The organism is Chryseobacterium sp. Leaf405 (assembly GCF_001425355.1).
Lineage (GTDB): Bacteria > Bacteroidota > Bacteroidia > Flavobacteriales > Weeksellaceae > Chryseobacterium.
Map to the genome: position 1 here is coordinate 166552 of NZ_LMQN01000012.1, position 22722 is coordinate 189273.

The 22722-nt window shown below is 33.6% G+C and carries 20 protein-coding genes and 1 pseudogene; 15 read left to right on the forward strand and 6 right to left on the reverse strand.

The window, feature by feature from the left end:
* Nucleotides 1–426 precede the first annotated feature (426 nt).
* Together ASG22_RS06920 and ASG22_RS06925 are read left to right on the forward strand one after the other, a co-directional pair.
* Nucleotides 427–1944 (forward strand): TROVE domain-containing protein, encoded by a 1518-nt coding sequence (locus ASG22_RS06920; protein WP_055982461.1) that lies wholly within the window; start codon nt 427–429, stop codon nt 1942–1944.
* Nucleotides 1945–2095: 151 nt separating this feature from the next.
* Nucleotides 2096–2548, forward strand: a complete 453-nt coding sequence (locus tag ASG22_RS06925; RefSeq protein ID WP_055982463.1) for a hypothetical protein — start codon at nt 2096–2098, stop codon at nt 2546–2548.
* Between the two features lie 1087 nt (nt 2549–3635).
* Here ASG22_RS06925 and ASG22_RS06930 read toward each other — a convergent pair.
* The gene (locus tag ASG22_RS06930) at nt 3636–3977 is read right to left on the reverse strand and encodes a hypothetical protein (RefSeq protein ID WP_055982465.1); all 342 of its coding nucleotides are present in this window, start codon (nt 3975–3977) and stop codon (nt 3636–3638) included.
* Between the two features lie 7 nt (nt 3978–3984).
* The gene (locus tag ASG22_RS06935) at nt 3985–4410 is read right to left on the reverse strand and encodes a hypothetical protein (protein WP_055982467.1); all 426 of its coding nucleotides are present in this window, start codon (nt 4408–4410) and stop codon (nt 3985–3987) included.
* A gap of 462 nt (nt 4411–4872) precedes the next feature.
* On the opposite strand from ASG22_RS06935, the gene ASG22_RS06940 reads away from it, so the two are divergent.
* On the forward strand, nt 4873–6411 hold the full coding sequence (locus tag ASG22_RS06940; protein WP_055982469.1) for a SulP family inorganic anion transporter: 1539 nt from the start codon (nt 4873–4875) through the stop codon (nt 6409–6411).
* Nucleotides 6412–6489: 78 nt separating this feature from the next.
* Here ASG22_RS06940 and fusA read toward each other — a convergent pair.
* A pseudogene (gene fusA / locus ASG22_RS06945) lies at nt 6490–8556 on the reverse strand (elongation factor G).
* A gap of 543 nt (nt 8557–9099) precedes the next feature.
* Nucleotides 9100–10035: a LamG-like jellyroll fold domain-containing protein gene (locus tag ASG22_RS06950; protein ID WP_055982471.1), complete on the reverse strand. Its 936-nt coding sequence runs from the start codon at nt 10033–10035 to the stop codon at nt 9100–9102.
* A gap of 348 nt (nt 10036–10383) precedes the next feature.
* On the opposite strand from ASG22_RS06950, the gene ASG22_RS06955 reads away from it, so the two are divergent.
* The 7 genes from ASG22_RS06955 to ASG22_RS06985 all read left to right on the forward strand — a co-directional run bounded on the left by ASG22_RS06955 (nt 10384) and on the right by ASG22_RS06985 (nt 16247).
* The gene (locus ASG22_RS06955; protein WP_055982473.1) at nt 10384–11049 is read left to right on the forward strand and encodes an HAD family hydrolase; all 666 of its coding nucleotides are present in this window, start codon (nt 10384–10386) and stop codon (nt 11047–11049) included.
* An 8-nt stretch (nt 11050–11057) separates the two neighbouring features.
* Nucleotides 11058–11882, forward strand: a complete 825-nt coding sequence (locus ASG22_RS06960) for a phosphoribosyltransferase family protein (protein WP_055982475.1) — start codon at nt 11058–11060, stop codon at nt 11880–11882.
* A complete protein-coding gene (locus ASG22_RS06965; protein WP_055982477.1) occupies nt 11872–12426 on the forward strand; it encodes a TerD family protein in 555 nt (184 codons plus the stop codon). Before ASG22_RS06960 ends, ASG22_RS06965 begins: the two co-directional genes overlap by 11 nt.
* Nucleotides 12426–13514 (forward strand): toxic anion resistance protein, encoded by a 1089-nt coding sequence (locus ASG22_RS06970; protein WP_055982479.1) that lies wholly within the window; start codon nt 12426–12428, stop codon nt 13512–13514. Before ASG22_RS06965 ends, ASG22_RS06970 begins: the two co-directional genes overlap by 1 nt.
* 30 nt (nt 13515–13544) lie before the next feature.
* Nucleotides 13545–14465, forward strand: coding sequence for a hypothetical protein (locus ASG22_RS06975; protein ID WP_055982481.1), 921 nt, complete (start codon nt 13545–13547; stop codon nt 14463–14465).
* 18 nt (nt 14466–14483) lie between these two features.
* Nucleotides 14484–15092: a TerD family protein gene (locus tag ASG22_RS06980; RefSeq protein WP_055982483.1), complete on the forward strand. Its 609-nt coding sequence runs from the start codon at nt 14484–14486 to the stop codon at nt 15090–15092.
* A gap of 180 nt (nt 15093–15272) precedes the next feature.
* Complete coding sequence (locus ASG22_RS06985; protein WP_238586891.1) at nt 15273–16247, forward strand: TerC/Alx family metal homeostasis membrane protein; 975 nt, start codon at nt 15273–15275, stop codon at nt 16245–16247.
* Between the two features lie 94 nt (nt 16248–16341).
* Here the strand turns inward: ASG22_RS06985 and ASG22_RS06990 are convergent, their stop codons facing one another.
* Nucleotides 16342–17340 (reverse strand): catalase, encoded by a 999-nt coding sequence (locus tag ASG22_RS06990; RefSeq protein WP_055982487.1) that lies wholly within the window; start codon nt 17338–17340, stop codon nt 16342–16344.
* Nucleotides 17341–17551: 211 nt separating this feature from the next.
* Here ASG22_RS06990 and ASG22_RS06995 point away from each other — a divergent pair, with 211 nt between their 5' ends.
* The 4 genes from ASG22_RS06995 to ASG22_RS07010 all read left to right on the forward strand — a co-directional run bounded on the left by ASG22_RS06995 (nt 17552) and on the right by ASG22_RS07010 (nt 20242).
* Entirely contained in the window at nt 17552–17986 is a 435-nt protein-coding gene (locus tag ASG22_RS06995) for an FKBP-type peptidyl-prolyl cis-trans isomerase (RefSeq protein WP_082504966.1), read from the forward strand.
* Nucleotides 17987–18105: 119 nt separating this feature from the next.
* Nucleotides 18106–19056, forward strand: coding sequence for a hypothetical protein (locus ASG22_RS07000; RefSeq protein WP_055982489.1), 951 nt, complete (start codon nt 18106–18108; stop codon nt 19054–19056).
* Nucleotides 19057–19120: 64 nt separating this feature from the next.
* Nucleotides 19121–19531 carry an Rrf2 family transcriptional regulator gene (locus ASG22_RS07005; protein ID WP_055982491.1) on the forward strand — a complete coding sequence of 137 codons (411 nt, stop codon included), beginning with the start codon at nt 19121–19123 and terminating at the stop codon, nt 19529–19531.
* Between the two features lie 60 nt (nt 19532–19591).
* Nucleotides 19592–20242, forward strand: coding sequence for an NAD(P)-dependent oxidoreductase (locus tag ASG22_RS07010; protein WP_055982493.1), 651 nt, complete (start codon nt 19592–19594; stop codon nt 20240–20242).
* Nucleotides 20243–20315: 73 nt separating this feature from the next.
* Here the strand turns inward: ASG22_RS07010 and ASG22_RS07015 are convergent, their stop codons facing one another.
* Nucleotides 20316–21326 carry a M23 family metallopeptidase gene (locus tag ASG22_RS07015; RefSeq protein ID WP_055982495.1) on the reverse strand — a complete coding sequence of 337 codons (1011 nt, stop codon included), beginning with the start codon at nt 21324–21326 and terminating at the stop codon, nt 20316–20318.
* Between the two features lie 225 nt (nt 21327–21551).
* Between ASG22_RS07015 and ASG22_RS07020 the strand changes: the two genes are divergently transcribed.
* Entirely contained in the window at nt 21552–22589 is a 1038-nt protein-coding gene (locus ASG22_RS07020; RefSeq protein WP_055982497.1) for an NAD(P)H-dependent glycerol-3-phosphate dehydrogenase, read from the forward strand.
* The last annotated feature ends 133 nt before the right edge of the window (nt 22590–22722 follow it).

Below are 22722 nucleotides of genomic sequence, written 5' to 3' on the forward strand. Positions count from 1 at the left end.
GTTTAGAATCTATTTTTTATTAATAAGGCTGTTTAAACTTTCCCTGTTTCCTGTTTTAATTAAAACAGCTTGTTTAAACTAAAATGATTTTCTGATTTTGCTTAAACAGGTTGTTTCTACTTTCCCGGTTTTCTGTTTTAATTAAAACAGACTGTTCAGACTAAAATAGTTTTCTGATTTTGTTTAAATAGCTTGTTTCTACTTTCCCGGTTTTCTATTTTAATTAAAACAGACTGTTTAAACTAAAATGATTTTCTGATTTATTTATTTTACAGTATCATCTACTCCTTGAAATGACAAAAAAATAAAACTTTTTCATAAAAAATTCTGCTACGCAAAAACATTGCGTAAAAGCACACTTACTTTGTATAAGAAATGAGAGAGGAAGTGATAATCTTCCAAAATGTTTAACAAAAAACAGTAACCATGAAATTTAATTTTTTAAGAAAAGAAAATAAAGTAGTAATGAACTACGAAGGGGCAAAAGCATATACAATGACACCTGCAGAAGAACTATACAGTGCTGTTGTTACAACAGGATTATCAAACACTTCTTATGAAAAGGGAAATGACAGATTGAGGAGAATTCAAGCTCTTATTCAGAAAAACGATCCTGAGTTCGTTGCAAAATTGGCAGTTTATGCAAGAAAAGATATGTATTTACGCTCAATTCCGTTGGTTTTGACGACTGAATTGGCAAAGCAAACTTCAGGTACAGACTTGGTAAGCAGAACCGTTGACGGAGTTATTCAAAGAGCAGACGAAATCACAGAATTGTTGGCATATTACCAATTGGCAAACGAAAGAACAGATTTGAAAAAATTGAATAAACTTTCAAAACAAATCCAAAAAGGTCTGGTAAAATCTTTCAATAAATTTGATGAATACCAATTCGCAAAATACAACAGAAAAGCAGAAGTGACATTGAAAGATGCTTTGTTTTTGGTTCACCCGAAAGCAAAAGATGAAAATCAACAGGCTATTTTTAACAAAATCGTCAACGATTCATTGGAAGCTCCATATACTTGGGAAGTTGAGCTTTCAGTGTTGGGTCAGACAAAATTTGCCGACGATACAGAAAGAAAATCAGCTTTCAAAAGCAAATGGGAAGAATTGATTTTCAGCAACAAATTGGGTTATATGGCAACTTTACGAAACCTTAGAAATATTTTGGAAGCCAACGTTTCTTCAGATGCGATGTACAAAGTATGCAAGTATTTGGCGGATGAAAAAGCGGTAAGAAATTCAAAACAATTGCCATTCAGATTTTTGGCAGCGTATAGAGAATTGAAAAATATCGATTCAAAATATACTTCATCTATCTTGGAAGCGTTGGAAGATGCGGTGATGGTGAGTGCAAAAAATATCAAAGGTTTTGGTTTCGAAACTTCTGTGGTTATAGCGGCAGACGTTTCTGGTTCGATGCAGCAACCGGTTTCTCCGAAATCTAAAGTATTGTTGTATGATATTGGTTTGCTGATGTCGATGATGTTGCAGTCAAAATGTAAAAACGTGATTACAGGTATGTTCGGTGACACTTGGAAAAGAGTTCCGATGCCTAAAAACGGTATTTTGAGAAATGTAGATGCATTTTACAAAAGAGAAGGCGAGGTGGGTTATGCTACAAACGGTCATCTGGTGATTGAAGATTTGATCAATAAAAAAGAAAAAGTAGATAAAATTATGTTGTTTACCGATACCCAAATGTGGGATACTGGCGGATTTTCAAATGCTTTCGGAAACTCATGGAACCGATATAAAAAGATTAATCCAAATGCAAAATTGTATATTTTTGATTTGGCTGGTTACGGAAAACAACCTTTGGATGTCAGAAAAAATGATGTATATCTAATTGCAGGTTGGTCCGACAAAATCTTCGACGTACTGAATGCTTTGGAAGACCGAAAATCTGCTGTAGAAATGATTAAAAAAGTAGTGCTTTAAAAGGCACTGCTTTTAAAATAAAACTAATAACCATTAATTTTTTTAGGAGCTATTTCCCGCTTTCCACTATATCTTTTTCGCCAACGCTTTTTCCAAGCCATTGCAGAAAAAGGATGTCGTTGCAATCGGGGCTAATTTAAAATAACTAATTATGAAAAATATAACTTTAGATTTTATAAAAGGAATTTTATATACATATGCAGACTTAAATACTCCAGATAGTAATTTATCTTATAAATATGAAATAATCGAAATGGAATTAGAAAAAGATGAATCTATTTTTTTAGAAAATCAATTTCAACTTCCAGAAGAATGCTTATTTACTATTGAAGATATTAACTTTGAAGAATTTCAAAAGTCTCTAAATAATTGGTTCTTTAAAAATGGTGAAATTTCTAATTTACAAATCGATGAAAGAAGAGAAGATAATTATATCGAATTATTTTTCAATAACTTAAATGATTTGATATATATTAAAAATATTAAAACAGTGGAATTTAGCTATGCCAATGAAGCGTATTATGAATTAGGAATTTATTATGAATATTTTTTCATAGAAGGAGATAAGAATAAATATCTTGTCTATTTTAAATATGAAGATTAATAAAACAAGCCGATGCCGTGAAAAGAAATCCTTCGAAATCTAATTGAATATGAGTCTTTTCGTCAGATTGCTCGGTTTTAACAATGTCGTATGTAAGAATTCCATCGTCAAACTTAAAATTTGAATATCAACAAACTCTTACAATTTATTACTTGGTTTTTAAAATAAATTTCAACTGCGTAAAAAGAATGCGCATTAAAGCAATAATTTTGCTTTAACAAAAAACAATAACCATAAAAACTTAAAAAAGTAAGTGTCGTAAAACAGAATTTCTTCGTTAAGGGACAGCAATACAGGTTCGAATCCTGTTTCCGGACATTCGGAATGGCGTAAATGGTATCGCTCTGTGAGTAAGTCTCTGTTTGATTTTTACCTTACTTTAAAACAATCGATGCCGTAAGAAAGAGTTACTTCGACTCCAAATTGTAAAGCCTCTTTCAAATTTTTTGCTCGGTTTTAAAAAAATATAAAATAATCAAGTGTCGTTTTAGAATCATACTTCGATATTTAATCTTTGGGTCACAGGTTCGAATCCTGTCTTTTCTTCGGGAAAAGTAGCTCAGCTGGTAGAGCAAAAGCACTGAAAAGTATTCTATATTTTTACCTTGATTTTATAATAAAGAGTGTCGTAGTAAAGACTTACTTCTTGGTGTAATTTTGGTTCGAGTCCAAACAATCTTGCAAAAGATTGGGAAGTCTTTCAATGAGTTACCTCTTTTTTAATTTAAATAAAAACAAGTGCCGTAGAAAAGTGTTACTTCGCTCATTACGACGGGGTCACGGGTTCGAGTCCCGTCTCTTCCACAAAGAAAACACAAATATATAGGAAGAGTAGCTCAGTTGGTTAGAGCACGACTAACTTTTGATTGTTGCCTTGTTTTACCATAAAAAGTGTCGTAGAGAAAAGATACTTCGTCACCATTTTAAGGGGAGGAATAATGAAGCAGGTAAATCTCTGCAAGATTATTCGGTTCGACTCCGGCAAGACGCTGCCCCGCTTTTCTTTTCTCGTTTTTACCTTTTTCAAATAAGAAGCCGATGAAATTATGTTCATCGGCTTTTATATTGTTGTCAATTAAGGAAATGATTATTTAACTTTTATGTCTTCTAATTCTTTTTCGAATAATTTTCTCCATTTAGCAATCGTCGTTCTGCTTATTTTATATTGTCGGGACATATAACTTGTAGAAAAATCATGCTTTTTTTGATATTGCAAAAGTTTAAGGATCGTTTTTTTATCGTACGTCTTCAACTGCTGATTGTTTCTGATACTTTCTTTTGATTGTTCAAAGATCAGATCATTAAAATTCAGAATTTCTTCCGTAGTTTTTAAACCATTCAGAAGTTTTTGGATTTTAGGATTTTCTAGCTTCTCAGGATGATCGTCTTTCAACATATCCTGATAGATTTTCTTATAATTAGGGCGCATTTCGATTTTAATTTGGTTCGTTTTTTTGCAGCCAACGGTGAAGAGTACTCTTCGGAATAGAATATTCTTTGATGATTTCACTTTGCGTCATTTCACCCGAGTAAATCTTTTTCATAATAAAGTCCTTAATTTCCTGAGTATAAATGTTTTTTCTGAAATAAGGTATTTTATCAGATTTCGGCTGTGTGCTTTTGTTCACGGCAGAAGGCGGAGAATACAAAATTAGGTGTGAGCTGAAAAGTCTGAAAAAATCATATTCCAGTAATTTAGACCATCTTAGAAGAAGGTCAGTTTCTATAGATCTGCTTTTATAGGTGTTTTCAACAAATTCTTCATCTTTTTTAAGGAAATTGCAGATTCTCTCCATTGGAATTCCTAATTCCTCAACTTTTTCTTTTATGAAATTTCCTATATGAATTTCTTTATATAACATTGTATTTAAATCTTAATGTCTGTTGTAACAATTTACGCACCGCAAAGTAATAATAAAACTAATTAGATTTAAAAATGCGTATTGCGTACAATAATTTTCAGTTCGTAATAATCAACTTTTATAAATAAAATGAGATCATTATCTCAGACTTATTTATGAACTTTTATTGAGTATAATAAAAATACCGTCTTTCAATTTTTCTCACAGAATATTTTTATATTTTCTGGCTTGTAAATAAGTTATGCGATACCTTATTTCTCTGAATTCAAATATAGAAAAAAATACATACGATTAATTATTATTGTAATATAAAATTTTAAAAATAATGTTTTGTGGCTTACAAAATACTTTGTATAAAGGTTTTTGTATTAAAATAAAAATATAATAACTCCTTTTTTTATTGTTAAATTACAGAATAGAAAAAATCTGTAAAGAATTTCAAAGTCCATATCTTTGCCGTTCATGAAAAATACTATTGCACTATTCGATTTTTCGAAAAAAATCGATTATAAAAACGAAATTTTAGCCGGATTCACCGTTGCAATGACGATGATTCCGGAATCGCTTTCATTTGCAATTCTGGCGGGGCTTTCTCCGTTAACGGGTTTGTATGCTGCTTTTATGATGGGATTGGTAACCGCAATTTTAGGCGGTCGTCCCGGAATGGTTTCTGGTGGAGCAGGAGCAACTATTGTGGTTTTAATAGCTTTAATTAAAACTCATGGTGTAGAATATCTTTTCGCAACAGTTGTTCTTGCTGGGATTTTTCAATTATTGGTCGGAGTTTTCAAGTTGGGAAAATTTGTAAGATTAATTCCGCAACCTGTTATGTATGGATTTTTAAATGGCTTGGCTGTGATTATTTTTATGGCTCAGGTCGAACAGTTTAAAATTACAGATGCAAATGGAGTAGTCAGTTGGCTGCAAGGTTCTTCTTTATATATCATGTTAGGATTAACAGCTTTAACGATCGCCATTGTTTATTTTTTTCCTAAAATAACTAAAGTAGTTCCCGCTTCTTTGGTTGCCATTTTAATTGTATTTGCCCTTGTTTTAGGATTTAATATTAATACAAAAACGGTTTCAGACATTGCCAGTATAAGCGGAAACCTTCCGAGTTTTCATATTCCTGCCATTCCTTTTTCACTGGAAACGTTACAGATTATTTTTCCTTACGCAATGATTATGGCAGGAGTTGGATTGATTGAATCATTATTAACGTTATCAATGGTTGATGAAATTACTAATTCCAAAGGAAATACAAATAAAGAATCTGTTGCACAAGGTTTAGCGAATATCACTAATGGTTTCTTCGGCGGGATGGGAGGTTGTGCAATGGTTGCCCAGACTTTGGTGAATTTAAATGCAGGTTCAAGAGCCAGACTTTCGGGGATAATTGCTTCTATTACGATTTTAATTATCATATTAGTTGGCGCTCCTTTTATTGAAAAAATTCCGATGGCTGCTTTGGTTGGAGTAATGATGATGGTAGCGATCAGTACTTTTCAGTGGGTTTCGATCAGAATTGTCAATAAAATGCCGAAATCCGATATTTTTGTGGGAATTACCGTTGCTTTAATTACGATTGTTCTTCACAATTTAGCGTTAGCCGTTTTGGTTGGAGTAATTATTTCGGCATTGGTTTTTGCCTGGGATAATGCGAAAAGAATTCGTGCAAAAAGGTATACCGACGAAAATGGAGTTAAATATTACGAAATTTCCGGACCCTTATTTTTCGGGTCTGCCACAACATTTACAGATAAATTTGATCCTGTAAACGATCCCGAACAAGTGGTTATCGATTTTAAGGAAAGTCGTATTGTCGATATGAGCGCGATTGATGCTGTGGATAAGCTTTCAAAGAAATATGCAGAACAGGGAAAGAAATTACATTTGAAACACTTAAGCAAAGATTCTGTTAAGATGTTGAAAAATGCCGAAGCCGTAATTGAGGTAAACATTCAGGAAGATCCAACGTATAAGGTAATGCCGGAGAAATAAAATCTGTAAAAAAGTAATTCACAATTCACCTCTGTAACCCAAACAAGGACTGCAAAATAAATTTACAGCCCTCGTTTTTTAGATTAATAATGTATTAGCAATAAAATCGGGCACCAAAGCATAGTGCGACAACTTCATGCTGATCGAAGCTCTACCGCTCGTCAACGTTCTCAGATCAGAAATATATCCGAAAGTAGAAGCCAAAGGGACTTCCGCTGTGAAGATTTTTCTTCCTGATTTTTCATCAATCGAAGTGATGATTCCTTTTCGTTTGTTGATATCGGCGGTCACAACTCCGGTGTATTCTTCAATACTTTGAATTTCAACCTGCATAATCGGTTCCAATAATTTTGGTTTACAACTTTTGGCAACGGCTCTGAAACCGTCTCTTGCCGCCATTTCAAAATCATAAGCTCCGGAATCTTCGGAATGAGTCGACCCATCCAAAAGCGTAATTTTCATGCTTTCTAAAGGATTTCCACTTAATGCTCCGTTTTCCATCGCTTCTCTGAAACCTTTTTCAACAGACGGAATAAATTCATTCGGAACAACTCCACCTTTGATTTTATTAATAAATTCTAAACCAATTCCATCGTCATTTCTCGGTCCGATCTCAAAAGTAATATCAGCAAATTGCCCGCTTCCACCGTTTTGTTTCACGAGTTTTTCTCTGTGAGTTTTGGTTTCCGTTAAAATTTCTCGGTAGGAAACTTTAGGTTTTCCCTGATTGATTTCAATTCCGTGATTCAATCTGATCTTTTCTAACGTAACTTCAAGATGCAATTCTCCCAAACCGCTCAGCAAAGTTTCTCCAGTCTGTCTGTCTCTTTCAACAACTAACGACGGATCTTCTTCCTGAATTTTTGCCAAAACCAATCCAAAAGATTTTTCAGCAGCATTCGTTTTCGGTTCAATTGAAACTCGAATAACCGGAGCCGGAATCGTGATGGATTCAAGCAAAACAGATTGTTCAAGACTTGATAAAGAATCTCCTGTTTTCGCATCTTTTATTCCTGTTAAAGCGACGATATCACCTGCTTTTCCTTCCTCAATTGTTAACGTTTTGTCCGACTGCATCTGCAAAATTCTCGAAATTCTGAAAATTTCACCCGTTCTTACATTCTGAACCGTATCGCCGGATTTTATCTTACCAGAATAAATTCTCAACATTGAAAGTTTACCCATATGTTTATCAATAACCACTTTGAAAACCAATCCTGAAAAGGTTTCTTCCTCACTTCTTTCCAATTCAATCGTTTCTTCCGTTTTCGCATCTTTTCCTTTAATAGAAGGTAATTGGTTCGGAGCTGGAAGATAATTGACGATAGTATCAAGTAAAGGTTGGACACCTTTATTCTTAAAAGCAGAACCACATAAAACAGGAACTAAACTTCTTGCCTGACAAGTTCTTTGGATCGCTTCAACAATCATTTTTTCGGAAATTTCGTTTTCGGAATTCATAAAAGCTTCAAAGAAAGTTTCGTCAAATTCTGCTAATGTTTCCATTAATTGTAATCTGAATTCATCAGTTTCCGCTTTATAATTCTCAGGAATTTCCTTTTCAATAATCATTTCTCCGTTTTCATCAATCCAATACAAAGCTTTTTGTTTAATTAAATCGATAACGCCTTCAAATTGATCTTCAGAGCCAATCGGAATTTGTAAAGCCAAAGGAACTGCATTGAGTTTGGTTTTAATTTCATTCAAAACGGCAAAGAAATCAGCTCCGATTCTATCCATTTTATTGATAAAACAGATTTTTGAAATTCCATGTTTTTCTGCTTGAAACCAGACATTTTCCGTTTGCGGCTGAACTCCCGAAGAAGCGCAGAAAACGGCAACAACACTGTCTAAAACTCTTAACGAACGCTCAACTTCCACTGCAAAATCAATGTGTCCCGGAGTATCGATAATGTTGATATTGAAAATATTATTATCCTTTTTCCATTGCGTGGAAATCGCAGCAGATTAAATGGTAATTCCTCTATTTTTCTCCTGAATATCTTTATCCATCGTAGTATTCCCTTCATCTACGTTTCCAATTTTATGGATCATTCCTGTGTAATAAAGCAATCTTTCCGTTAAAGTTGTTTTGCCTGCATCGACGTGTGCTATAATCCCTATATTTCGTGTGTTGTATTTCATTTTTTTTAATTTAATTGTTGATTTTTAGGTTGTTTTGATGTTTTAAACGAAAAGTTCTTTTTAAAACTGTTTTATTTAAGAGAGCAAAGATTTGCGACAAAGTCAATGATGAAGGAAGCTTCTTACAATCAATGAAATTGATTCGAATTTTTGCTTACTTTCTTATTCAGTAAGAAAATTTTTCTTTGCGTTAAAAATGTAGACAACCAACTTGAGTTTTCGAAAGCTGGAAATAGGGTAGCAAAAAAAACCTATCTGAACAGATAGGCCTTCATTATATTTTTTGTTGTATAAAGGTCGATCGTTATTCAGATAAATATTCAGTGCTACCAAAGTACACAGCTCTGATAGGATGGCTTAAAGAAATTATATTTATCATTTTTGTTGACATTGTTGATTGTTAATCGGTTGCGAAATTATAAAAAATATTTAAACCTCAAAAATATTTTTCAATTTTTTTGAAGAGCTTAGGAATTTAGATTAATGAAAAATAAAAAACCGCCTCATATTGCTATGAGACGATTCTCACTAATTTTATTTCATTTACTTTTTTAGGAATTTTTGTGTTTTTACCCCGTCTATTTCTATAAAATAAGCACCTTTTGCTAATTCGGAAATATTTATTTTTTCTTCTGTTGAAATTTGTCCTTCAGATAATAATCGACCGTTCGTATCTGTAATTTTATAAGGTTTTGCACCTTTCAATGCGAAGTTGATTTGAATGTAATCGATTGCAGGATTGGGAACAAGAGTTCCGGAGATCAGTTGAGATTTTACTTCATTCGTAGATAATGTAGCTGAATATAACTGACTGATTTCATTGGAAGTAAGTACTCTGCTCCAAACACCGATGTCGTCCAGATTTGCGGCAATATATCCTCCGCTAATTGCTCTGCCGATATAAATTGGCAACGATGCCTGAGTTGTAGCCGTGTAGGTATTGGTCGTAGTTCCGATAGAAACTCCATTTTTATAAAGCTGCATGGTCTGGTTATTGTAAACGGCAACGTAATGCTCCCACTGCGTAGTAGAATAATTAGAACCGTTCAGCCACGTCCAGGATTGCCCTTGTTTATTGGTTCCGTATATAGTTTTGGAGGTATCACACTGCAAAAGCCAAATGAAATTTGAAGCGGCATTTGATCCACTCATTAGCGCTACTCCTTCAGCATTTCCCGTTTTTTTAATCCAAAAAGAAATGGAATGAGCACCTGTTTGCGAAAAACTATACGATAATGCATTATTGGTAAGATAACTGCTAGTGCCGTTAAAAGAATAAGCTGCGTTTGCAGTTCCGTTTCTGTCGGTGGTAAGTGTTGCACTGGTTACAGTAAGATTATTATTGTTTCCACTGGAGTCGTTGGCATTTCCGGTGAATCCCCACCATGCAACAAGTCCGGAAGATGGTACGTAATTTGGAGTTTGGGCATAGAGGGAGATTGCCAACAATACAGAGGATAGCAGAGAGATTTTTTTCATAAGTTATTCATTTTTAGTATATCAAAAATAAATATAATATTTCAATTATGAATGGTGAAATCTTATTTTATTTGATTTTTAAATAAAATTTATGCCAATGTTTTAAATATTTATTATCTCATAATGAGTATTTTTATTAATTGTATATTTTTAGTTTTACGATTGAGTTATTTGAAATGCTCAGATATGATAAATCTTAAATATTCTTAAAATAAATCAGCATTAGTATAAAAATTCTATCTTTGGGAGTAATTGACATTATAAAGACGCACCGATGTATAGAACCAACAGTTATTTAAAACATCTTTTTCGGAAAAAAAGCTAAATAAAATTTTTAACTAAACCATTTTGAAAACAGATATAGACATCCACAAACACTCACATTTTTCTTTTGATTTGTGGCTTACTTTAATAAAATCTCATCCTGAATTTAAAGCAAAAAGAGTTGAGCTTTTTTCTTCGTTTTTTGAAGTGAATAAACCAATTGACGAAGTGGCGAAAGTCGTAAAATATTACGATGATCTTTGTAATAATATCAATGAAGTAATTGGAGGAAATGTGGATACTTTTGAGATCTATTTATTGATTTTAGGATCTTTAAATGTTGACTTAAAAACTTTAAACAAAGATATTCTCAACCAGTTTTACCAAAAAAGTGAAGACTTGTTTTTAGAATATAAACCAGTTGTGATTTTCGAAAATTTACATCAGTTTTTTGAAGAAATTAAAAATCAGGATAAGACCATCAATATTTTAAGCAATACAGGTTTTATCAAAGGAACGACGATGAGAAAATTTCTGATTCAGGAAAATTTAGATCAGTATATTGATTTTCATATTTATTCTGATGAAATCAATTGTTCAAAACCTAATCCTCTTATTTTTCAGGAAGTTAAAAATAAAGTTAAACAAAATCTACAGCTCAGCCAGATTTTACACATCGGAGATAATCCGATTGCAGATTATAAAGGAGCAAAAGATTTTGGTTTCAGCGCACACCTACTTACACACTAAATATTAATATGAATAAAAGATACAGCTTACACCACATTCACTCGGCGGAAGAATTTACGTTTTCACCCGCTGAATACAGCTATTTCAAGTATGGAGATAAATTGTATGCAGAAAAATTTGCCAAAGAATTATTCGAAGGATTTGTTGCTCAGCACGAGGAAATTTTAAACACAGATAAAGAAATTGTGGTTCTGCCAAGTCCGTATATGGCAATTCCGACGGCTTCTAATTTTTTGTGCTTTTACTTCAAAAAACAATTGGATTTTTACCTGTTTCAAAAAGGAAAAAGATCCAGTATTTTATCTAAAATCAACAGAAATCATACTTATACGACAGATTACGGAAATTTAAGTTTTGAAGACCGTAAAAATCTGATCGCCAATGATACCTATTATCTTGATAAAGATTTCTTAAAAGGAAAACTTTGTATTTTTATTGATGATATCAAGATCACAGGAAGTCATGAATTTACGGTAAATAAAATTCTTGACGAATACAATGTTCAGGCAGACTTTTTGTTCATGTACTACGCAGAACTGATGAATTTTGAACTCGATCCTAAGATTGAAAACTATTTTAATTACTATGCCGTAAAAAATGTTGAACACATTGTGGAGGTAATGATAAAGCCAAGTTTTCAGTTCAATACCAGGATTGTGAAATATATTTTAGGTTTAGATTCAGGTAATTTTGAGTATCTTACGTCTAAAGTATCAAAAGAACATATGGATAATCTGCTGGAGCTTGCCATCAGCAATAATTATCACTTAATAAAAGATTACGAAAATAACATTAACACTTTAACGCAAACAGAATTAAATTATGGCTATTAACTTACAAAAAGGACAGAGAGAAAACATAAACGCCCCAAAATTCACTGTAGGATTGGGTTGGGATACCAACAATACTTCTACAGGAACGGCTTTTGACCTTGATGCTTCTTTATTTTTATTGGGAGAAAACAAAAAATTGGTTTCAGACAATCATTTTATTTTTTACAATAATCTTGAATCTCCTGATAAATCGGTAATTCATACAGGGGATAACCTGACGGGTGAAGGAAGCGGAGATGATGAGCAAATTAAAATTGATTTGAATAAAATTGATCCTGCAATTAAAGAAATTACCGTTGTGGTAACGATTCACGAGGCAGATGCCAGAAAACAAAATTTTGGACAGGTAAGAAATTCTTTTATCAGAATTTTCAATACAGATACGAATGAAGAGATCTTAAAATATGAATTAGATGAAGATTTCTCCATCGAAACAGCAGTAGAATTCGGAAGAATCTATAACAAAAACGGAGAATGGAAATTCGAAGCTGTAGGAGCGGGACAAAGAGATGGACTTGATAAATTTGTATCAATTTACCAATAATGGATAATCAGCAAACACCCAATACGGCGCCTGCCTTATTAGACAGAGACGGGAATGTTAATCTTAATCAGCTTCCGGCAGAAGAGCGTCAAAAATACGAAGTTCTTGCCAATGGAATTGATGAGACAAATCCTGGTTCGATTGTTAATTTCGGATCAGATCTTCAGAAAACATTAGCCAATCAGAGTGACAGCTTTTTAGGAAACGTAAGAAAATCGAATTCCGGAGAAGTAGGAGAATTGATCAATAATTTATTGGTTGAATTGAATTACGTTGATGTAGACGAATTGAACAGCAAAAATTCAGTAAAAGGATTTTTAAGCAGATTGCCTTTCATGAAAAAGGTCATGACGCAGGTAGAAAATCTTTTTGCCAAATATGATAAAATTGTTAATAATATCGATCAAATCTCGCATAAAGTAAACGCAGGAATTATCACTTCTTCTAAGGATAATGCTGTTTTGCAGACGATTTTCGACAGCAATGTAAATTCCATCAAACAAATTGAAGGTCTTGTGATTGCCGGAAATATAAGAATGGAAAGAGCATCTAATGAATTGGCAGAAATGGAAGCTAATGTTCAGAATTATGCAGATTACCAGATTGCCGACAAAAGAGATTTTATCAACAGATTAGACAGAAGAATGGCGGATCTTAAAGTGGTTCGTTTGATTATGATGCAGTCTCTTCCGCAGATCAGATTAGTGCAGAACAACAACGTTTCGATTGCCGAAAAAGCACAGACTATTCTTACAACGACACTGCCGGTTTGGAAAAATCAGCTTTCGTTGGCGGTAGCGATGCACAGACAGCAACAGAATATTGAAGTTCAGCAGAAAGTGTCTTCCACAACGGAAGAAATTCTTAGAAAAAATGCAGAACGTTTAGGTCAGAATTCTGTAAATGTTGCCAAAGCAAATGAGCAGACGATTGTTTCTGCGGAAACATTGAGACAAACAACGGCGATGTTAATCAATACATTGAATGAGGTGAAACAAATCCAACAGCAAGGTACTGAAAACAGAAGAAAACTGGATCAGGATCTTCAGACGCTGGAAAGTGAATTAAAAGCAAATATCAGAGGATAACAGAAAGTGAGCGATGAAGTTGAAATCATAATGTCACAAAGTAAAAGGAGATTAACAAAGCTTAATCTTCTTTCCAATTTCTTTGAAAATGTTGATATAATATCGATTTACATAAAAACGGATATTATTCATCGGCTGTTTGAAGAAAATAAGACATTGGATTACAATAAGCTCGAGCTTTTCCATCTTCAGTACACCGACAGTCTGATAGAATTGCTCACGAAGATCAAAAGGAAAAAAGAAAATGATCTTCTGGCGGTTATTAATGAGATTAATATTAATAATCAATATATTATTGCTTTTGAAGAAAAGATTGATGATCATTTTGAGACAGACAGAAAAATATACAGTGGTAAATTTTCGCAACATCTGAAAAGCCTTTACAATGATCTGATAGAGAACAGAAATTCATTGAACTGGAATGATGTTTTGTATTTTCAGAGGAAATACGGAGCGGAATTTTACAGAACAGATGCTGATGAAAGTAAACTAAAACCTGAATCGGCACCCTTCTACCAGTATCAGGATTATTGTATTGAAAAAAGATTGTTGGGGAAACTTAATATTGAAGGTTTCAGAGTTCGTTTTGTATGTGGATTCAGAATTGGCATTAATGAATATGAATTGTTTAAAATCTTTCAGACTGAGGATTATTTCATTTTTAATGTTGAGGAAAAAAAGTTATACTTAATTGATGATGAATTGTCAGATTTAAATATAACCGAAAACGAATCTAACCAGATTGCCATTCTTAATGAATTGAAAAGAAGGAATCAGGATTTGGAAGAATCCATTGAAGAACGAAAACGTACTTTACCCGATGATGTAGGATCTGTTTTAAAAGACTATCTTAGAAATCTGGAAAGGATTGATATTATGAGTAAAATATTCGATGTGAATGAAGAAACCAATATTCTTCGTGCCATGTTGAATTTGAATTTAAATAATTAAAAATATAAACATAGAAAGATGGCTATTAACTTACAAAAAGGGCAGAGAATAAACCTGACGAAAGAAAATGGTACAACACTTACACAGGCTTGTGTAGGAATCAATTGGGGAGCAATTGAGAAAAAAGGGCTTTTCGGAACTAAAAAAGAAGCAGTCGATTTAGACGGAAGCTGTATTTTATACGACACCAACAAAAATGCAACGGAAGTTATCTATTTTGGTAACCTAAAATCCAGAAACGGTTCTGTAAAACACAGTGGAGACGATTTAACAGGTGACGTAAACGGAGATGACGGTTTAGATAATGAAGTAATTACGATAGATTTTAGTCAGTTAGACTCAAATGTAGAACACGTTGCTTTGGTTCTGAACAGTTACAAAGGTCAGGATTTCGGAACAATTCCTTTCGCGTCAATCCGTATTTATGAAGGAACTCCTACGAATGTGAGAGAGGTTTTCGCTAAATATGATATTGCCAACGACGCATCTTTCAGCGGACACGTTGCGATGGTAATGGGAGTTTTCTACAAAAGAAACAATGAATGGAAATTCAATGCAATTGGAGATCCTACTTCAGACAAAAAACTTGAGCAGACGATTCAGACCGTTCAGCAGAAATATTTGTAAAAAGTAATATTGAATGGGCTTTAGCCCGCTTTTCGAATAAAAATAAAATAAGCAATAATTGTATTCTGTGCAGTTATTGCTTTTATACTAATAACACAAAAAATTAAAGTGGGACAAAACAGTAGTATTTTAGATCTTCATCCTGGATTGGTTTGGGGATTTGCGATAACCGTAGTTATCATGTTGCTCCTTGACTTAGGGGTTTTTAACAAAAAAAGTCATGAAGTTTCTTCTAAAGAAGCGACAATATGGTCTATTGTATGGATTTCACTTTCTATGGTGTTTTCCGGAGTCGTATATTGGGTTTACAATTCAGATCTCGGACCTAACAGCCATGAAATTGCCGTACAAAAATTAACAGAATATCAGGCAGCTTATTGGGTAGAGAAGGCACTTTCTGTGGATAACTTATTCGTATTTATCCTGGTTTTCGGTTTCTTTAAAGTACCGAAATATCTTCACCATAAAGTTCTTTTCTGGGGGATTATCGGTGCGCTGATATTTAGAGCAGTCTTTATTTTTGCAGGGGTTGGATTAATTAATCTTACTTATTTACCGGAAATGACTGTTTTCGGTCAGGCAGTGAAAATTAATATTGTGATGGTTCTTTTTGGTTTGTTCCTTGTCTATGCAGGTATCAAATCTTGGGGAGGTGGTGACGACGGTGATGATGAAGATTACAGCAACACGGCAGGTGCAAAATTAATTAAGAGATTCTGGAAAGTTTCCGATAATTATGTAGGAGATAAATTCTTCACTGTACAGAACGGAATGAAAATGGCGACGCCCCTTTTGGTTGTTGTTGCAGTAATTGAGTTTACGGATGTATTGTTTGCCGTAGATTCTATTCCGGCGATTTTTGCTATCTCAAACGATCCGTTTATTTTGTATACATCGAATATTTTTGCAATTTTAGGGTTAAGATCTTTGTATTTCCTATTGGCAAATTTCATTCATATGTTCAGCAAATTACCTTATGGCTTGGCGGTTATTCTGACTTTCATCGGGGTAAAAATGCTGATCGCACCATGGATTCATATTTCGTCTCCGGTTTCTTTAGGAATCGTGGGTGGAGTATTGGTAATTTCAGTGATTCTATCGCTTATTTTCCCTGATAAAAAAGAAGATGAAGAACAGGAAAAGATTGAAGAATAAGATCAATTATCATAAAATAGAAAGGCTTTACAAATTGTAGAGCCTTTTTTATTTCAAATTTCACTATTGCTTGCAAAGCAAAATTTACCCTTCACTATTTATATTTTAGTAGTTTATTAATTTTGAGTCTCGTTTGCAGTGAAGTTTTATACGCTTCATCTCTTAATTTCTGAATTTTTCCGACAGGCTGAAAATACGGATTGCTTTCAAAAGGATTAAATGAAAGCATCTCGTTGTCGCAGGAGCGAGCATCAAGCAAAGAATCTTTATTAATAATGATTTCTCCGATTTTGATAAAAGGCGATTTTTTCCATTCCACATTCAGTCTGTTAATGGGCTGATCATCTAAATTGTAACAGATTTGAATCAAAACATCGGCTCTGAAATTATTAGATGTAAGATATTCTTCGATAGCGTCCTTTGTTGCTAATTTTTTTCCGAAATTTTTACTGACAGATGTTGGACTGAGTTTAATTTTAATCATATTTTCTCCCAAACGATACGCTCCGACAGAATGAAAATCAAAAGACAGAAAAAAGTCATTTCTTTTGGTCCAAAGTTTGAAAATATTTTTAATAAACGAACCTGTAAGCGTAGAAGGAATCACTTTTACAATCTGCATCATTAAAGAAAATGAACTCCATTTTTTAATAAAAAAACGATTTACAGAAGTAAATAATTTGAGAAAAACGCTTACGGAATTTATTGGAAACAAAGGAAAATTCACCAATGGATAATTGGCAATCATATTTCCGTTTTCATCTTTTATCCGTACTGCAAAACCATAAGCAGGAATATCTTTTTTACTTTTATTGATTTTCAGGTGAGCGTTGGAGAAACGTATTTTCAGATTGTATTTTTCTTTATCAAAAAACTTATGCAGTTCTTCCGGCACGTTTTTATCAATTAAAAATTCTCCTCGGGCAACGGCATAGGTTTTGGCGTGTGCATTTCGGGTTGCAAAATTTACATCGCTTACAGATGGAGACTGTTCTACAAAATCGGCAATACTTTTTTTGTTGATTTCAAGGAGTTCTTTTTCCTCGTCAGTCAGTCTGTCAAATTTCTTGTTATATTTTAGTGGAATTGGCATTTAGTTTTTAAAATTCAATTATAACGCCAAGTTTCGACAAAAGTGTTAACAGAGTATTACAATTATTTGAATTTTTCAAATTACAAAAGATGTAAATGAATATTTTGTATTTAATATGTTGAAATTTAATTATTTGTATAAAAATTATTCTAGAATATTTTAATTAAAAAACATCACATTTCAAATTCTTATCTTTGCAAAAAATTATAATATGGGAGTAGCAGATATGTTATTTAAGCGTAAAAAAGAATTGGCAGAAAAAAACCTGAAAGACGGTCAGGAATACATGGTTGAATACGGCAAAAGAGAAAGCGTAGTAGAATTACCAAGCGGTTTACAGTACGAAATCATCACTGAAGGTGACGGCGAAAAACCAGGACCGAAATCTACCGTAAAATGCCATTACCATGGAACTACAATTGCTGGAAAAGTTTTTGACAGCTCTGTAAAAAGAGGAACGCCTGCATCTTTTCCATTAAACAGAGTCATTAAAGGGTGGACGGAAGCTTTACAATTAATGCCTGTTGGAAGCAAGTGGAGATTAATCCTTCCTCCGCATTTGGCTTACGGAGATCAGGAAATCAGCAAAGAAATCGGACCAAACAGTACATTGGTTTTCGAAGTGGAATTGTTGGGGATTAAATAATTTTTTATTTTTATCAATACATTAAATTTACTCATTTTCGGGTAAATTTTTTTATTTGTGTATATTCGTGATTGAGTATCATTTCGTATTTTCCAATATTGATTTCTAAAATAGATTAAATGAAAAGACTAATTTACCTTTTAGCAATTTTTGGTTTTCTTACTTCCTGTGTTTCAAAGAAAAACCAGACGATTAAACAAAATATTCTTACGCTGAAGGACAGCTATTGCAAAGCGCCTTTTCAGTATAATTACGGAAATAAAATTCCATCTTATAATTCAGATTCAATTATTTTGGCAAATAAAGAGTTGAAAGGATTATTTTCTGATCAAAGTATTTTGATTTTAAATGCATTGGATAATCTGGATGAGGTGCATGATATTATGGAACTTAAAAAAAGCAACTCGTTAGAATCACAGGTTAAAGTTTTACAGCTTAAAAGTAAAATCAACAGTAAAATAACTATTGCTTTAACCGAATTAGATGCCGTTGCTGCAGAATTTGACTGTGAAGGTGAACGGGTGGCTCAAATTGGAAATTATGTTGATAACCTGAATGATTCAAGGAATAATAAACTTATTTTGTTTTCAATTATTACGGGAGCGGCCGCTTCTATTGCCGGAGGAATTGTAAAAGATAACGCCTGGAGTAATGCCATTGACATCAGTGGAGGTATTTTGGGAGCTGGTTTTGGATTAGCAACATTAAATCCGAAAGGTAAAAAAGTAGAATTTATCCATCAGAGGAATCTTTTAAGAGATGTCTGGAAAGAAAAACTTGAATCACCCAACTTTCCGCCTTTTGTATGGTATATGTACACAGAAAAAAAGTTTTCTAATAAAGAAGGGGTACCGATTATCCAAAGTATTAAGAAAAGATGGCTCCATTTCCAGTTTGATAATAATCTGGACGCTGCCAATCAGTCTGTTATTTTCAGTGACGGTGGTTTCTATCGTGCGGATGACCTCAACAACAGAGCCGCAATGCTGAATCAGATGCAGTCGGCAACAAGAACGATCAATCAGAATATTAATTATTTACTTTTAGATTTAGACAGATTAATTCTTTAACAAAAATTAATTGTAATAAATTTTGTTACAATTAAAAATTGCATATCTTTGCAAAGTAATTACAATGAACAATACAAGATTTGCTACGGCAATACATATTATGACTTTATTGGCGGATAGCCCACAGGACTGGCTAACCTCCGAATGGATGGCGGGAAGTATTAATATAAATCCCGTAGTTGTCCGTAAAGAATTGAGTGTTTTGAGGGAAGCGGGGCTGATTATAAGCCGACAAGGAAAAGAAGGAGGAACCCAACTTTCAAGAAATGCAGATTCAATAACAATTTCGGAAATTTATTTAGCGGTAAAGAATACGGAAGTGTTGGGAAAGAAAAATCAGAATCCGAATCCTATTTGTACTGTAGGAAGAGATATCAACGATCATTTGAATAATCTTTTTACTGAAACAGATAAATTGGTTATTGATTTTTTAGGAAATAAAACATTGAAAGAATTTACCGATCAATTTGCATAGGAAAATTTTTTAACTATAAATGTAACAGAATTTATTACAATTTAATAAAATAAAATTATTATGAAAAAAGTAGCCGTAATCGGAGCAACAGGTTTTGTGGGAACACAGGTAGTAAACGAATTGGTAAACAGAGGATACGCTGTTGAAGCTATTGTAAGAGATGTTTCAAAAGTTCAGCAGAACGACAACGTTATTGCAAAAAGTATCGACGTAAGTAATGTAGATGAATTAGCAGAAGCTTTAAAAGGAAATGATGCCGTAATCAGTACATTCAATGCAGGATGGACGAATCCAAATTTATATAATGATTTCTTGACAGGATCAGAAAATATTGAAAAAGCAGTTGAAAATTCCGGGGTAAAAAGATTCATTACTGTTGGTGGAGCAGGAAGTCTTTTCATCGACGGAAATCAATTGGTAGACGGTCCGGATTTTCCGGCGGAAATCAAACCGGGAGCAACAGCAGCGAGAGATTATTTAAATAAAATTAAAGAAAATAATACGTTAGATTGGACGTTTTTCAGCCCTGCCATCGAAATGCATCAGGGAACAGCTGGAGTCAGAACAGGAAAATACAGAACGGCATTGGAAAATCCGGTATTTAATGAAGAGGGAAGAAGTGTACTTTCTGTGGAAGATGTTGCAGTAGTTTTAGTTGACGAATTAGAGCAGAATAATCACATTCGTGAGCGTTTTACAGCAGCTTATTAAATAACAATACTCTTGTTGAAAAACTTACGGCGGCACCAAAGGTGCCGCCGTAAGTCTCAATATATCAATCATTCTATAAATTCATAAACAACTTCGGATTCACCGGAGTATTATTTTTGTGTACTTCATAATGAAGGTGAGGTCCTGTAGAACGTCCCGAATTTCCAGATTTTGCAATCACCTGACCTACTTTTATTTTATCATTCGTTTTAGCCACCAATTGTGACAAATGTCCATACAATGTTGCCAGGCCATTTCCGTGAGAAACGATAACACAATTTCCATAACCGCCTTTCTGACCGGAGAAAATAACGGTTCCGGCAGCAGTTGCAATAACATCAGATCCAAAAGGAACCGCAATATCCAATCCTTTATGAAACTGCATCTGGTCGGCTTCTGCGGGTGGGTTATTTTTTTCTGTTGATACTTTTGGAGAATTATTTGAAGCGACAGAAGTGGTAGATGGAGCAGATACGGCTGGTGTAGCTTTTGGCGTTACCATTACTTTCACTTGTCTTTTTTCCCCGTAACTGTCGGTTACTTCAATGATTTTTTCTACGGGTTCAACTTTTACTTCAGGTTTTGTCGTTGCTGCTAAAGGTTTTGCTGATGATGTAGTAGACTTTACCGAAGCAAATACAGTTTTGAATGGAATAGGGTTTTTTCTGATTCCGAAATTAGATGAAATATACCCTTCGGTTGGCATTCCAAGAGGAACCTGCGTCAATTTTTTTTGAAGATCCATCAGGTATTGACTGTATCGGTTGGCTTGTTTAGCAAGATAGATAGAATTCGAAATGCTGTCTTTGCTGAGAACTGTAACTTTTTCACTTGCAACATCTTTAGATTTCAAAAAAGAGTTCAGTTGTGTCACAGTCTGATCTACCAAAGTAAGATCTGTCTTCATTTTTAAGTAATCTACACTGTCTTTTTCAGTGTTTATTTTTACAAGGTTTACTTCATAGTTTTTATCATCCTTCTGCGAATAAAGCTTTGCTATGAAAATCCCCTGTGCGAAAACTACTAGTAAAAGTCCTCCAAGAAGGATATTTACGTTCCTTTTACGGCTTAGAAATTTTTTCATTTTCTTCTTCTTAGTGTAATTAAACGGTTTTAAGGTTGCAAATTTAATTAAAAATAAACTTTGAGACCTATTTTTAACGAAACTTTAGTTATTTCTATAATTAACGGTTAATTAGATATTTAATTGTATTGATGTGTTAATTTTATTTAAAAATGGTTATTATCATGTCTTTAAATATTTCGCTTCAATCTTTGTTTTAATATATTTGCAGTTCACATTTCTATTATGGCTAAAAAGAAAACCAATACAGAACCGAATCCTAAAAAGAACAAAAATGAAGTGGCAGTAGGTGTTGTCGGAAGCGGAAGTTTCGCAACGGCTATTGTGAAAATGCTTGTTGAAAATTGTAAAGTCGTGCATTGGTGCGTAAGGAGTGAGTATGTAAAGGGGGCAATCGAACAGCGAGGTCACAATCCAAGTTATCTTACAGCGGTAAATTTTAATTTGAAGAATTTAAAACTGACAACCGATATCAACGAATTGGTTTCTGCTTGTGATATTATCGTTTTGGCTACTCCGTCTATCTATCTTTCGGATACGATGGATAAAATGAACTGTGAGTATAAAGATAAAATTTTCGTTTCTGCAATTAAAGGAATTATTCCAAAAGTAAACGATGTCGTGGCGCATTATTTAAGAGACGAGTTTAAAATAGGTTTCAGAAATCAGGCAGTGATTGCCGGTCCTTGTCATGCCGAGGAAGTCGCCATGGAAAGACTTTCTTATCTTACAGTAGCAACGGTGGAAGACGAAACTTCTCAAAAATTGCTGGACATCTTTAATTCTGATTTTATTAAAATGCATTCCAGTAAAGATATTTTAGGAAATGAATACAGTGCGATTCTGAAGAATATTTTTGCCATCGGAGCAGGAATTGCAAGCGGTTTAGGGTACGGGGATAACTTTACTGCAGTTTTCGTTTCAAATGCAATCCGTGAAATGGAAACTTTCCTTGAAGCCATTTATGAAGCGCCGAGAGATGTGAATGAAAGTGCTTATTTAGGAGATTTATTGGTAACGGCCTATTCATTATTTTCACGAAACAGAAGCTTAGGAAACCTCATAGGAAAAGGGTATACCGTAAAATCTGCCATTCAGTCGATGAATATGGTTGCAGAGGGATATTACGCTGCAGATTCTATTTATAAAACAGCAAAACAGAAAAATCTGGAACTTCCGATTATTGATACGATTTACGGAATTTTGTATGAAGGGAAAAATGCAGAAAAACAATTCAAAAAGTTAACGACTAAGTTAAATTAATAGAATATTTAACAGATTGAATAGGTAAGTTCATTCAATTTGTCGAGATGTTTAGAAAAGTAATTTGATTAATCGTTTCAATTCCTGTTAATCGATAATTTCCATCGTATTATTTAGTATAATAAAAACTTTA